This window comes from Cupriavidus nantongensis (assembly GCF_001598055.1).
Classification (GTDB): Bacteria; Pseudomonadota; Gammaproteobacteria; order Burkholderiales; family Burkholderiaceae; genus Cupriavidus; species Cupriavidus nantongensis.
Window position 1 is genome coordinate 889,508 of the sequence record NZ_CP014845.1, and the last position, 13,414, is coordinate 902,921.

The 13,414-nt window shown below is 71.0% G+C and carries 12 protein-coding genes; 7 read left to right on the forward strand and 5 right to left on the reverse strand.

From position 1 onward, the window contains the following. Nucleotides 1–257: 257 nt before the first annotated feature. Both A2G96_RS25250 and A2G96_RS25255 read right to left on the reverse strand, forming a co-directional pair. Nucleotides 258–2,570 carry a cation:proton antiporter gene (locus A2G96_RS25250; protein ID WP_062802933.1) on the reverse strand — a complete coding sequence of 771 codons (2,313 nt, stop codon included), beginning with the start codon at nucleotides 2,568–2,570 and terminating at the stop codon, nucleotides 258–260. After that, on the reverse strand, nucleotides 2,567–3,523 hold the full coding sequence (locus tag A2G96_RS25255) for a LysR family transcriptional regulator (protein ID WP_062802934.1): 957 nt from the start codon (nucleotides 3,521–3,523) through the stop codon (nucleotides 2,567–2,569). Before A2G96_RS25255 ends, A2G96_RS25250 begins: the two co-directional genes overlap by 4 nt. 135 nt (nucleotides 3,524–3,658) lie before the next feature. Here A2G96_RS25255 and A2G96_RS25260 point away from each other — a divergent pair, with 135 nt between their 5' ends. After that, nucleotides 3,659–4,636, forward strand: a complete 978-nt coding sequence (locus A2G96_RS25260; protein ID WP_062802935.1) for a 3-hydroxyacyl-CoA dehydrogenase family protein — start codon at nucleotides 3,659–3,661, stop codon at nucleotides 4,634–4,636. Beyond that, on the forward strand, nucleotides 4,633–5,517 hold the full coding sequence (locus tag A2G96_RS25265; protein WP_062802936.1) for a beta-keto acid cleavage family enzyme: 885 nt from the start codon (nucleotides 4,633–4,635) through the stop codon (nucleotides 5,515–5,517). Before A2G96_RS25260 ends, A2G96_RS25265 begins: the two co-directional genes overlap by 4 nt. Nucleotides 5,518–5,580: 63 nt before the next feature. On the opposite strand, the gene A2G96_RS25270 is transcribed toward A2G96_RS25265, so the two are convergent. Next, nucleotides 5,581–5,856 carry a hypothetical protein gene (locus A2G96_RS25270; RefSeq protein WP_062802937.1) on the reverse strand — a complete coding sequence of 92 codons (276 nt, stop codon included), beginning with the start codon at nucleotides 5,854–5,856 and terminating at the stop codon, nucleotides 5,581–5,583. 250 nt (nucleotides 5,857–6,106) lie between these two features. Between A2G96_RS25270 and A2G96_RS25275 the strand changes: the two genes are divergently transcribed. Next, on the forward strand, nucleotides 6,107–6,412 hold the full coding sequence (locus A2G96_RS25275) for an H-NS family nucleoid-associated regulatory protein (protein ID WP_062802938.1): 306 nt from the start codon (nucleotides 6,107–6,109) through the stop codon (nucleotides 6,410–6,412). Nucleotides 6,413–6,499: 87 nt separating this feature from the next. Here A2G96_RS25275 and A2G96_RS25280 read toward each other — a convergent pair whose 3' ends face one another. Beyond that, nucleotides 6,500–6,943, reverse strand: coding sequence for a hypothetical protein (locus tag A2G96_RS25280; RefSeq protein ID WP_062802939.1), 444 nt, complete (start codon nucleotides 6,941–6,943; stop codon nucleotides 6,500–6,502). A gap of 207 nt (nucleotides 6,944–7,150) precedes the next feature. On the opposite strand from A2G96_RS25280, the gene A2G96_RS25285 reads away from it, so the two are divergent. The 4 genes from A2G96_RS25285 (at nucleotide 7,151) to A2G96_RS25300 (ending at nucleotide 12,310) form a co-directional block, all read left to right on the forward strand. Further along, the gene (locus A2G96_RS25285) at nucleotides 7,151–7,840 is read left to right on the forward strand and encodes a heavy metal response regulator transcription factor (protein ID WP_062802940.1); all 690 of its coding nucleotides are present in this window, start codon (nucleotides 7,151–7,153) and stop codon (nucleotides 7,838–7,840) included. Further along, nucleotides 7,837–9,306, forward strand: coding sequence for a heavy metal sensor histidine kinase (locus tag A2G96_RS25290; protein ID WP_062802941.1), 1,470 nt, complete (start codon nucleotides 7,837–7,839; stop codon nucleotides 9,304–9,306). The genes A2G96_RS25285 and A2G96_RS25290 overlap by 4 nt, the downstream gene beginning before the upstream one ends. Nucleotides 9,307–9,421: 115 nt before the next feature. Continuing rightward, a complete protein-coding gene (locus tag A2G96_RS25295; protein ID WP_062804133.1) occupies nucleotides 9,422–9,832 on the forward strand; it encodes a VOC family protein in 411 nt (136 codons plus the stop codon). Nucleotides 9,833–9,937: 105 nt separating this feature from the next. After that, nucleotides 9,938–12,310: a heavy metal translocating P-type ATPase gene (locus tag A2G96_RS25300; RefSeq protein ID WP_062802942.1), complete on the forward strand. Its 2,373-nt coding sequence runs from the start codon at nucleotides 9,938–9,940 to the stop codon at nucleotides 12,308–12,310. A gap of 190 nt (nucleotides 12,311–12,500) precedes the next feature. On the opposite strand, the gene A2G96_RS25305 is transcribed toward A2G96_RS25300, so the two are convergent. Continuing rightward, complete coding sequence (locus A2G96_RS25305) at nucleotides 12,501–13,406, reverse strand: polysaccharide deacetylase family protein (protein ID WP_062802943.1); 906 nt, start codon at nucleotides 13,404–13,406, stop codon at nucleotides 12,501–12,503. Between the last annotated feature and the right edge of the window lie 8 nt (nucleotides 13,407–13,414).

Consider the following 13,414-nt stretch of genomic DNA (forward strand, 5'->3'; position numbering starts at 1 on the left):
CAGCGGCGCCGGTCCCCGACGCCGGTCCCCGACGCCGGTCCCCGAGTATACGGGCCGGGTGGCGCCCCGGACAGATACAGAGCCGCCGAGGATGGATCATGACAGCCGCCGTGCGGCGGCAAAGGCCCTGACACGTCACAAGCGGGTCAGAACCCGCCTACGCCAGCATCCGCCCTTGTCCTATCCCTTGCGCCGCGCACGCTGCCTACATTGAACACAGGTTGCACCCCCGAAGGAGCCGACTCATGTCATTCGCGCTATATCTCATCGGCCTGCTGGTCCTGGTGGGCGGCATTGCCTGGGGCCTGTCGACGGCCGGACTGGCGCCGGTCTATATCGGCATTGCCTGCCTGATCGTGCTCGGCATCGGCATCATGGCGGCCGTCTCGCGTACCCGCACCAAAGACCCTTCCTGACACCCCTGCGGTTACCCCTGCTTGCGGCTGCGGACCCGGCGCCACGCCCGGCCCGGCCGCGGGTTCCGTCACGCCGCGCAGCGGCGGGCGCACCAGGCTGGCCTTCCACGCCTGCTGGATCACCTGGGCGATCTGGTTGAACGCTTCCTTGGAAATCACCGCCTCCTCGCGCATCGCTTCGAGCGACAGCCGGCCCTTGCGCAGCGCGAACAGCATCAGCAGGCGCCGCTCCAGCGCCACGGTATAGGCGCCGAACTTGCCGCGCATGTCGGCCAGGCCTTCGGCGGCGGCGCGCGAGCGGTCTTCCAGCACGCCGTCGAGCACGGTCGCCATGCGCGCGCCGAACACCGGCGTCAGCATCGAGCGGTTGTAGCGGCGCAGCCGGTCCAGCACGGTCTGGCGGCAGATCAGCAGTTCAAAGCGGTCGGCCAGCGCGCGCGCCAGCGGTCGGTCGATGCCGAGCCGGCGATGCAGGAACAGCGCCACCTTGAAACCCAGGTGATAGTCCAGGATATGCCGCGCGGCGCGGTTGTAGCCGATGCGGCCGTGCTCGCGCGCCGCGTCGATCATCTGCGCGGTATTGCGCATCATCGCGTCGAGGTTGGCCACCGAGATCACGCCGTCGCCGTATTCCGGAATCAGCTCGCGCTCGCGCGTGGCCAGCGTGACCAGGCCGATGCTGAGGCGGTCGCGCTCGGACAGGGCGGTGTCGAAGTCGAATTCCGCCGAGCCCAGCTCGATGCCGTGCCGGTACTTCTGCGCCGCCTCGCGCGCGACCGCCGGGGGCAGGTCGAACGAATCGGCCACGCGCGCCATCATGGCCTCGACTTCCTCGGTGGAGAGGCGGATCGCCTGCAACTGCAGCGCGCGCTCCTGCGGCGACAGCTGGTCCAGTCCGAGCCGGTGGATCAGCGCGCGCAGCGTGGTGCCGTTGAGCAGCAGGCTGACCAGCACGAAGCCGGTCGCCAGGATCGCAACGAAATGCCGCGTTTCATAGGGCAGGTCGCTGTTCTCGGCGATGCCCAGCGCCAGCACCAGCGTCACCGCGCCGCGCAGCCCGCCCCAGGCGATGGCCAGCTTGAAGGCGCCGTCGATGGGCGCGCTCAGCCGCAGCCACGACAGCAGCGGCAGCAGCCCGAACAGCGTCAGCAGCCGCGCCGCCAGCGCCGCGAGCACCAGCGCCAGCAGCAGCCAGCCATGATGCGCGCTCACGCCCGTCAGCAGCGACGGCACGCGCACCGCGGCCAGCAGGAACACCACGGCGCCGGCGATCCCGGCGAACTGCTCCCACATCATGCGCAGGTGGCGCCAGTTGGGCGGCGCCAGCCGCGTCGGCCCCAGCGCGCTGACCATCAGGCCGGCGCACACCACCGCGACCACGCCCGACACGCCCAGCAGTTGCTCGGCCAGCAGGTAGAGCGGGTAGGGCAGCGCCAGCGTCAGCGCGCTTTCCGCCATGGCCAGCCCGGCCAGCCGCGGCAGCAGGTCGGACACCAGCCGCCCGGCCAGCGCGCCGCACAGCACCCCGCCGGCAAAGGCCCAGGCCAGTTCGCGCAGGCCCGCCGCCAGCGTCGCCTGCGCGCCATGCCCGGTCAGCATCGCCACCAGCACGCCGACGATGGCGATGGCGGCGGCGTCGTTGAGCAGGCTTTCGCCCTCCACCAGCCGGATCAGCCGCGCCGGCGCCCCCACGTCGCGGAAGATCGCGATCACCGCGGCCGGGTCGGTGGTGGCGACCACCGCGCCCAGCAGCAGGCACACCGCCAGCGGCATGCCGCTGGCCGCCGCGGTGGCCACGCCGATGACACCGGTGGCGACCACCACGGCCACCACCGCAAGCAGCAGGATCGGGGCCGCGTCGGGCAGCATGCCGCGCACGTCGGCGGTGAGCGCGGCGTGGAACAGCAGCGGCGGCAGGAAGATCCATAGGTAGGCCTCGGGCGGCAGCGCCGGGTCGATCAGCGGATGCAGGAAGTGGTGGGCAAAGTCGGGGTGGGCGGCGTCGATCGCCACATAGCCCGCGCCGATGGCGATGCCGATGGCCGACAGCAGCGTCGATTCCGGCAGCACCAGCCGTGCCGCCGCCACCTGCACCACCGCGACGATGGCCAGCAGCACGCCGGCCAGGATCAGGATATCGACGATGATGCTCATGCGCCGGCCTCCGGGGCCGCTGCCGCCGCTGCTGGCGCCGCATCCTGCAGCGGCGGGCTCGCCAGCCGCGCGCGCACGGCCGCCGCCAGTTCCGCCGCCGCCGGCGACAGGCTGCGGTTGCGCGCGGTCACCAGGCCGATCGAACGCTCGGTCACCGGCGCGGTCAGCAGCCGCTCGACAATGCCGGGCTGGCGCACCGTGCCGGCGGCGATCTCGGGCAGCGCGGCCACGCCGAAGCCGCATTCGACCATGGCCGCGATGGTGGCCAGGCGTTCGGCCTCGAACACTGGCTGGAAGCGGATGCGGTTCTGCAGGAAGGCCCATTCCGCGTACTGGCGCACGCTGCTGGGGTGGGTCATCGACACATGCGGCGCGGCGGCGGTATCGGCCCAGCGCAGCGGGCCGGGGCTGCGCGCCAGCGGGTGCGCCGACGGGATCAGCAGCACGAAGCGGTCCGACAGCAGCGGCTCGTACTGCAGGTCCGCCTGCTGCGGGTTGGCGGCGGTCAGCGCGAAATCCACATCGCCGGCGCGCACCAGGTCGAAGGCCGGCCCGGACAGAGTGTCGAACACCTTCAGCGCGACCTCCGGGCGGGCCTGGTGGTAGGCCATCAGCACGCGCGGCAGCACGCGCGCGGCCAGCGACGGCAGCGCGGCCACCGCCACCTGGCCGCGCTCGGCGCTGGCTATGCCGGTCACGGCGTCGATCGCGCCGCGGAACGCCGCCTGCAGCAGCGCGGCCTGCTGCATGAAGACCTGGCCTGCCGCGGTCAGGCGCACGGTGCGGGTGGTGCGGTCGAACAGGCGCACGCCCAGCGCTTCCTCGATGCGCAGGATCTGCGTGGACAGGGCGGATTGCGACAGGTGCAGCTGGCTGGCGGCCTGGCGGAAGTTCAGGGTGCGGCCCAGCACCAGCGTGGTTTCGATGTCGCGCATCGACAGGTTGATGTTCATGGGAGCGTCGGTCCGGCGGCATCCGGTGGCCGGACCCTCAGGTCGATTGATCTGGTTTGGTGATCATTTTATCCAGAGAATCGACTTCTTCAATCAAAGCGGCTTCTCTACACTGGCGGGATGCCAGGAGAATCCATGCCCGATCCCAGTCCCGCGACCACGCCGCCGACCCTCGGCCGCCCCGGCGCGGCCCATGCCGTGGTGGTGGGCGGCGGCACCATGGGCGCCGATGTCGCAGTGGTGCTGACCCGCGCGCTGTGCCGCACCACCATCGTCGAACCCGATGCCGGGCGTGCCGGCGCGCTGCCCGCGCGCGTGCGCGCCAACCTTGCCGCGATCGGCCGCGAAGCGGGCGCGGAACGCCTCGCGGTGGCGGCGACGCTCGACGCGGTGGACTGGTCATCGGTCGACCTGGTGATCGAATGCATTCCCGAGGACCTGGCACTGAAGCAGGCGCTGTTTGCCGGGCTGGTGGCGCGTGCGCGCCCGCATACGCTGCTGGCCAGCAACAGCTCGAGCTTCCCGATCAGCGCGATCGGCGCCGGCCTGGACACGCGCCAACGCATGCTCGGCCTGCACTTCTTCATGCCGGCGCACCTGGTGCCGCTGGTCGAGGTGGTGATGGCCGAGGCCAGCGACGAGCGCCACGCCGACGCGCTGGCCGCGTTCATGCGCCGCTGCGGCATGGTGCCGGTGAAGGTGCGCAAGGACCTGCCTGGCTTCCTTGCCAACCGGCTGCAGCATGCGCTGTCGCGCGAGGCCTTCAGCCTGATCGACCGCGGCATTGCCTCGCCCGAGGACGTCGACGCGGCGGTGCGCTTTGGCTTCGGCTTCCGCTTTTTGGCGGCGGGACCGGTGCTGCAGCGCGACCATGCCGGCATCGACGTGCATGCAGCCGCCGGCGCCACCATGTACCCGACCTTCTGCAACGACGACCATCCCGCGCGCTGCCTGTCCGAGCGCGCCGCCGACGGCCGCCACGGCATGAAGCGCGGCGAAGGCTTCTACGCGTGGACGCCTGAAACCATTGCTGCCGAGCGCGCGCGCTATGACCAGTTGCTGCGCGCCGGCCTGGCGCTGATCGCCCCCGAACTGCCCGAGATCCAGCCATGACCGACACTTCCACCAAGGCGGCCACGCTGCCTGCGCAGCGCGCCGCGCTGGCCGATTCGCCGCTGATCGTCACCGTGGCGCCCAACGGTGCCTACAAACGCGCCAGCGACCATCCCGCGGTGCCGCTGACCGCGGCGGCGCTGGCGGCGGAGGCGCGCGCCTGCCTCGACGCCGGCGCCGCCATGATGCATATGCACGTGCGCGATGCCGACGGCCGCCATTCGCTCGATGTGCAGACCTACCGCGACGCGCTGGCGGCGGTCAGGCAGGCGGTCGGCGACGCGCTGCTGGTGCAGGTGACCAGCGAGGCCGCCGGCGTGTACCAGGCCGCCGAGCAGATGGCGATGGTGCGCGCGCTGCGCCCCGAAGCGGTCTCGGTCGGCCTGCGCGAAGTCGCGGTGCCTGAGATCGCGGACAGCGAACTTGCCGCGTTCTTCGCCTGGCTGGCGCGCGAACGCGTGATGACGCAGGTGATCCTGTATGACGCGGCGGACGTACGGCGCTGGCAGCAGATGCGCGCGCGCGGCATGGTGCCGCCGGGCGCGTGGTCGGTGCTGTATGTGCTGGGACGCTATGCGGCGGGGCAGGTGTCGTCGCCGCACGACCTGTTGCCGTTCCTGCAGGCCGCGGCCGAGGGCGGCGATGCGCTGCCGTGGGCGATCTGCGCGTTCGGGCGCGAGGAGAACGCGTGCGTGACCGCGGCCGCCGCGTTCGGCGGCCATGTGCGGGTGGGCTTCGAGAACAACCTGCTGTTGCGCGACGGCAGCCTTGCGCCCGGCAACCACGCGCTGGTGGCGCAGGCGGTGCAGGGCGGGCTGACGCTGGGCCGGCCGATCGCGGACGCAGCCGATGCGCGCCGGATCTACGGCGAGGTGCGCTGAAGCGGGCGCGCCGCGTGGCGCTTCAAGGAACCGTCAGTGGCCGTCAGTGGCCGTCATTGGCCATCAGGCGCCGTCGCTGAAGCTGTCGCGCGGGCCGTTGGGGTTGTGGGCACCGTCGGCGAACGGATTGCGCGCACCGGTCGCGGTGTGCGCGCCGTCGGTAAAGCTGCTGCGGGTGCCGGTGGCGCTGTTGGCGCCGTCGGTGAACGGGCTGCGCGTGCTGGTGATGCCGTGCGCGCCATCGCTGAACGGATCGACGCTGCGTGGCGCGGCTTGCGCGGCGCCGGCAACGCCGGCAATAAGGGCGGTGGCGACAAAGACTTGCCTGAGTGCATGCATGGATCGCTTCTCCGTAAGATTGCCGGCCCGGAATGGGCGGCGGTATGGCAAGTCTATGTGGCGGCTACCCACACGAGCATGACCGCCACATGACAATGCCGTCATCCCGCGGGCATTAGCCGGCACCGCCAGCACGCCGGAGAAGCTGCCGCCGGGCAAAGGCTGTAGAATCATGGCTGTCCGACCGGCCAGTGGTTCATCGCCGGTTTTTCATTGCCCGCGGAAATGCAGCGGGCCTCTCACAAGAGTCATGTCCGAGTCTGATTCAGCCAAACTCGCTGCGGTGGCGTGGATCCGCGAGCAAATGGACCGTCATGCCCTGACCCTCGACGACCTCGTCGAGGCCGGGTGCTTCGACAACGTTGCAACGGCGTCGGCAGGTGCCGAAGAGCCCGCGCCGTCGGCGCCCGCCGCCGTGGCGCCGAAGCCCGCGGGCGCGCGCCCGCTGTACCGCAATGCCCTGGGCCAGAGCTGGGACGGGCAGGGCGAATATCCTGACTGGCTGCAGCGGGCGGTCAACGCCGGGCAGTCGATCGAGTTTTTCCGCGTCGATTAAGCCCGCGTCGATTGAGTTCGCGTCGATTAAGCCCGCGTTGATTAAGCCGCGGTCAAATCCGCTTTGAATGCCTGCGCAGCGTCGCGCTCAGCAGTGCGGGGGTAGCAGCCGCAGCACCGGCAGCATCGGCAGGATGCCGGTGAATGCCGCCGGCGTGGCCATGGGCGCCACATGAGAGCGGTGCACGAAGACCTCGGGCGGCAGCTCGCCCAGCACGTCGGCAGCCGCCGCAGGCTGCGGGGCGGTGCCCGCGGCGGTGTCCTGCGGAGCTTCCGTCTCGCCCAGCTGCAACGGCGCGCCGGCGCCGGCCGGTTCGGCCATCACGCGCACGGCGCTGCCGCCGCAGCCTGCGTCGGTGGCGCCATCCAGCGACGCTTCCGCCGCCAGCTTGGCCGCGACGTGCCGGTCCGGCAGCGACAGGCCGGCCGCCTGCACCGTGCCGCAGATCCGGGTGTCCGCCGCTGCGACGGCCGCAGCGGGCAGCGCAAGCAGGGCAAGAGACAGCAACAAGGAGTCAGGCAGGCGTTTCATCGCAGGGAAACCGGCAGAATGGGAGGCGATGCGCGCGGTACAGTCGCGCGCACGGGAGGTGAGCGCGCATTCTACCGGGGATTTGCCCGGCCACCGTGGCAATGCGTTGGCATGGCGATGACATTTCTGCAATCTTTACCCATTTGCCGCCATCCTCGGCTAGCGTTACGCCATGGCGGCACTGGGCCGCCCGAAAGTGATTGAATCATGCGTATCCTGATTGTCGAGGACGAACCCAAGGCAGGCGACTACCTGCTCAAGGGGCTGACCGAATCCGGCTTCGTGGTGGACCTGGCGCGCGACGGCGCGGACGGCCTGGCCCACGCGCGCGAGCATCCCTATGACCTGATCGTGCTGGACGTGATGCTGCCCGGCCTGGACGGCTGGGAGGTGCTGCGCGAACTGCGCCGCGAGCGCGACACGCCGGTGCTGTTCCTGACCGCGCGCGACGAGCTGTCGGACCGACTCAAGGGCCTCGAGCTCGGCGCCGACGACTACATGGTCAAGCCCTTTGCCTTTGCCGAGCTGGTGCTGCGCATCCGCACCATCCTGCGCCGCGGCCCGCTGCGCGAGAGCGAATTCATCGAAGTGGCCGACCTGCAGATCGACGCCATCCGCCGCCGCGTGGTGCGCGCCGGCCAGAAGATCGACCTGACCTCGAAGGAGTTCGCACTGCTGTACCTGCTGGCGCGCCGGCGCGGCGAGGTGCTGTCGCGCTCGCTGATCGCCTCGCAGGTGTGGGATGTCAATTTCGACAGCAATACCAATGTGGTCGACGTGTCGATCCGGCGGCTGCGCGCCAAGGTCGACGACCCGTTCCCGCGCAAGCTGATCCATACGCGCCGCGGCATGGGCTATGTGCTGGACGATGGCGATGAGCGGGTGCAGGACGCATGATGCGGCTGCCGTCTTCGCTTACCACGCGGCTGGCGCTGGCTTACGGGCTCGCCACCGCGGCGATCCTGGCGAGCGTGGCGGCCTACCTGTCGAGCGCGCTGTCGGCCCAGCTTGAGGGCCGCGATGAAAGCGAGCTGGTGGGCGAGGTGCTGCTGGTGCGCCACCTGCTGCGCGAGGTGCGCAGCGAAGCCGAGATCCGCGCCGATACTCACCGCTTTGCCGATATCGCGATGGGCCACGAGGGCCTGATCCTGGTGGTGCGCACGCGCCAGGGCGAGCCGCTGGTGACGCTGAACCCGCGCAACGAGATCCTGCCGCCGCTGCGCGTGCTGCCGGCCACCACGCAGCCCGAGAAGGGCATGCTGCAGACCTGGCGCCCGAAGAACGGCGTGCCCTCGCGCGGCATTGCCGCGCTGGGCCAGCTGGGCGACTCCGACAAGGCCGTCGAGATCGTGGTGCTGCGCGATGCCGGCTATCGCGTGGCGCTGATCCGCGAGTATCGCCACCAGCTGCTGTGGGCCACGCTGTGCGGCGCCGCGGTGGCCGCCGGGCTGGGCTTTGCGCTGGCGCGGCGCGCGCTGCGGCCGCTGCGGCGCATGGCCGCCGACGCCGCCGCGGTCACCACCAGCCGCCTCGCCACGCGGCTCGACGTGGGCAGCGCGCCGGCCGAGCTGCGCGAGCTGGCGGCCGCGCTCAACGACATGCTGGCGCGGCTGCAGGACAGCTTTTCGCGGCTGTCCGAGTTTTCGGCCGACCTTGCCCATGACTTCCGCACGCCGATCAGCAACCTGATCGGCCAGACCCAGGTGACGCTGGCGCAGAGCCGCAAGAGCGCCGAGTACGAGGCGCTGCTCGAGTCCAACCTTGAGGAATACGAGCGCCTGGCCCGCATGATCGAGAACATGCTGTTCCTGGCGCGCGCCGACCATGCGCAGGTGGCGCTGGACGTGCGCACGCTGGACGCTCGCGAAGAGCTCGACAAGATGGCCGAGTACTTCGAAGCCGTGGCGGCGGACCGCGAGGTCATGCTGACGGTTTCCGGCTCGGCGCCGGTGCAGGCCGACCAGACGCTGTTGCGGCGCGCGGTGACCAACCTGCTGGATAACGCGCTGCGGCACGCACCGGCGGGCAGCACGGTGCGGGTCGATGTTGCACGCGCACCAATGGCCGCGGGCACCGGCACCGGCGGCGCTACGGGCACCAGCATCCGCGTCAGCAACCCGGGCCCGGCGATTCCGCCGGAGACGCTGCCGCATATCTTCGGCCGCTTCTATCGCGCCGATCCGTCACGGCGCAACTCGGCCGCATCGACCGGGCTGGGGCTGGCCATCGTCGACACCATCATGCGGCTGCACGGCGGCAGCGTGACGGTGCGCAGCGTCGACGGCCTGACCGTGTTCACGCTGCAGTTCCCGGCCGAGCCGGTGCCGATGCCGGCGCCTTCCGCCCCCGTCATCGTCTCCTGAGCCCGCGCTTGCACCGGCCCCGCGCGCGCGGATAATGGCGCGCGTGCCGGCCGTATCCGCTGCGGCGCGGCCGGCAGTTCCCTGTGATGCAGCGATGGACAACCAGGAGAGCAACATGCAGGTGCAACCCTATCTGGATTTCGGCGGCCGCTTCGACGAGGCGGTTGCGTTTTACGGCAAGGTGCTGGGTGCGCAGGTCACGTTTGCAATGCGCTACAAGGAAGCGCCGCAGGACCAGGGCATGGCGGTGCCCGATGACTGGAAGGACAAGGTGATGCATGCCAATCTGCAGATTGGCGAGAACCAGGTGATGGCCTCCGACGGCCGTCCCGGCGAGCGCCCGGCGTTCAGCGGCTTCAGCCTGTCGGTGGGCGGGGTCAGCCGCGACCAGGGCCAGCGCATCTTCGAGGGCCTGAGCGAAGGCGGGCAGGTGGTGGTGCCGTACCAGAAGACCTTCTGGGCCGAAGGCTTCGGCATGCTGGTGGACCGCTTCGGCATGTCGTGGATGGTCAACTGCGAGCACTAGCGGCCCGCCGCGGCATGGCGGCATCACGGCGGCCATGCCGCTTGACTCTGTAGCCGCTACAGGGTCTTCAATGTCATCAGGTCAAACCAGCGCGAACAACAAGACATGGCTCGCACGTCACCTGAAGACGCTCTTCCACACGATCACGCCGTCAAGCACGATCGGCAGCATGGCGCCTGCCATGCGCATGAGCATGATCACCACGATCACGTCCACGACCACGATCACGACCACGACCACCACGCCCATGCCCCTGAACCGGCGCCTGCCGCGTGTTGCGGCGGCGGGTGTGCGTCCACCGTCGCGCTGGCGCCGCCGGCTCGGGTCGAGGTCCCGGCAGGCGCCAGCACCGCCGCCTGGCGCATCGACGCCATGGATTGCCCCACCGAGGAAACGCTGATCCGCAACAAGCTGGGCGGCATGGCCGGCATCGCCGCGCTGGAATTCAACCTGATCCAGCGCGTGCTGACGGTACACCACACACTGCCGTCGGCAGAGCCGGTGGCCCGCGCGATCGAAAGCCTGGGCATGCGGCCGGTGCCGCTCAGCGCCGAGGCCGCGCAGCAAGTGCTGCCCGAAACCGCCGCGCGCAAGCCGTGGTGGCCGCTGGCGCTGGCCGGAGTCGCCGCGCTGGGGGCCGAGGCGACAGAATGGCTGGGCCTGGGTTTGCCGTGGCTGCCGGCGGTGCTGGCGCTGGCCGCGGTGGCGCTGGGCGGGCTGACCACCTACCGCAAGGGCTGGATTGCGCTGCGCAACGGCAACCTGAACATCAACGCGCTGATGAGCATTGCCGTGACCGGCGCGCTGCTGCTGCGCCAGTGGCCGGAAGCGGCGATGGTCATGGTGCTGTTCGCGCTGGCCGAGCGCATCGAGGCGGCGTCGCTGGACCGCGCCCGCAATGCCATTCGCGGCCTGATGGCGATGGCGCCGGAGCTGGCCACGGTGCGCCGCGCCGATGGCAACTGGGACACCGTGCCGGCCGCCGGCGTGGCCGTCGGCACGCTGGTGCGGCTGCGCCCGGGCGAGCGCGTGGCGCTCGACGGCAAGGTCGTGCGCGGCCAGTCGGCGCTGGACCAGGCACCCATCACAGGCGAAAGCGTGCCGGTCGACAAGGCCGAGGGCGATGCGCTCTACGCGGGCTCGATCAACCAGTCCGGCGAACTGGAATACACCGTGACCGCGCCCGCCAGCGACTCGACGCTGGCGCGCATCATCCACGCGGTGGAGGCCGCGCAGGGCAGCCGCGCACCCACGCAGCGCTTTGTCGACCAGTTCGCGCGCATCTACACGCCCACGGTGTTCGCGATTGCGCTGGCGGTGGCGGTGGTGCCGCCGCTGCTGGCGGGCGGCGGCTGGGTCGACTGGATCTACAAGGCGCTGGTGCTGCTGGTGATCGCGTGCCCGTGCGCGCTGGTGATCTCGACGCCCGTCACGATCGTCAGCGGGCTGGCCGCGGCCGCGCGGCGCGGCATCCTGGTCAAGGGCGGGGTCTACCTGGAGCAGGGCCGCGAGCTGGCCTGGGTGGCGCTGGACAAGACCGGCACCATCACGCACGGCAAGCCGGCGCAGACCGACCACGCGCTGCTGGCCGACGATGTCCCGCAGGCGCGCGCCATTGCCGCCAGCCTGGCGGCGCGCTCCGACCATCCGGTCTCGCGCGCGGTGGCCACGGCGGCGCAGGCCGACGGCATCGCCACGCTGCCGGTGGAGGCGTTCGAGGCGCTGGCCGGGCGCGGCACGCGCGGCACGGTGCAGGGCGTCGAATACCGGCTCGGCAACCACCGGCTGGTGCATGAGATGGGCGCATGCTCGCCGGCGCTGGAAGCGCGGCTGGAGGCGCTGGAGCGCGAGGGCAAGACCGTGGTGCTGCTGGCGCGGCTCGACGGCCGGGGCGCGGCCACCGCGCTGGCGCTGTTCGCGGTGGCCGACACCGTGCGCGACACCAGCCGCCAGGCGATTGCCGAGCTGCATGCGCTGGGGGTCAAGACGCTGATGCTGTCCGGCGATAACCCGCACACCGCGCAGGCGATCGCGGCGCAGGTCGGCATCGACGAAGCGCGCGGCAACCAGCTGCCGCAGGACAAGGCCGATGCCATCGCCGCGCTGGCCGACGCCGCGCATGCCCGCGGCGGCCGCATCGGCATGGTCGGCGACGGCATCAACGACGCCCCGGCGCTGGCGCGTGCCGACGTCGGCTTCGCCATGGGCGCCGCCGGCACCGACACCGCTATCGAAACCGCCGACGTGGCGCTGATGGACGACGACCTGCGCAAGATCCCGGCCTTCGTCCGGCTGTCGCGCCGCACCGCGAGCATCCTCAGGCAGAACATCGCGCTGGCGCTGGGCATCAAGGCCGTGTTCCTGGTGCTGACGGTGCTGGGGATGGGGACGATGTGGATGGCGGTGTTCGCCGATATGGGGGCGAGCTTGCTGGTGGTGTTCAACGGGCTGCGGGTGGGGGCGCGGCGCGGGGGGTGAGCACTGCAAGGAGGTGTATCACGCTCGCGGTTTGCTCCCCTCTCCCGCCTGCGGGAGAGGGGCCGGGGGAGAGGGCCGGCGCACGGCAAGCACGACAAGGCTTGCACTTCGTGGACGTTCCTGCCCTCTCCCCCACCCCTCTCCCGCGCGCGGGAGAGGGGAGCCCCGTTCATACGGCGTGGGCTGCGATTCAGCGCAATGCCACGTTGGGCTGCACGATCAACTCCCCGCTGCGCCCCGGAATCTCCCCCCACGTCACCGGCAGCCGCGGCAGCGTCGCGCAATCCAGCCCGCGATACCACGTGCCCATCGACACCAGCTCGTGCCCCTGCGCGCGCCAGCCCGCCAGCAGCCGTTCGAACACGGGCGCGAGCTTGCCGCCTTCGAGCTCGGCATGCAGCGTGAACACATGGTCGCGCGTGCCCTCGGTCAGCTTCAGCAGCGCCGTGTGCACGTTGTCCTCGGTCAGGCCGTCGGTGCCGATCAGCTCGTCCAGCGTCGGCAGCGTGGTCGGCATCTGCACATGGCGGCAGGGCACGCCGGCGATGGTGGGGATATAGGGCGCGGTGCCGCGGCCGTCGGAGGCGTAGGCCATGTCCCAGATATCGATCTGGCGGAACGCGGCCTCGTTCATCTGCCAGCCGGCGGCGCCGTGCGTGGCCGGGGGCTCGCCGAAGATTTCGCGAAAGCGCGCGAAGGCGCGCTGCATCTGGTCGCGGGTCCAGGCGGCATCGCGCTCGCGCACGTTGTCCTGCCAGTAGACATGGTCCCAGGTGTGGATGCCGCACTCATGCCCGGCGGCGCGCGCCGCGCGCATCTCGGCGGCGCCCTTGCGGCCGATGTCCGGGCCGGGCAGCAGCACGCCGTACATCAGCGTGCGCAGGCCGTAGTTCGATACCACCGAGGTGCGCGACACCTTGCGCAGGAAGCCGGGCCGGAACACGCGCCGCAGCGCCCAGCCGGTATGGTCGGGGCCCAGGCTGAACAGGAAGGTGGCCTGCGCCTGCGCAGCCGCCAGCAGCGACAGCAGCCGGGGCACGCCTTCGCGCGTGCCGCGCAGCGTGTCGACGTCGACCTTCAGGGCGATCCGTGCCATGTGGGTGC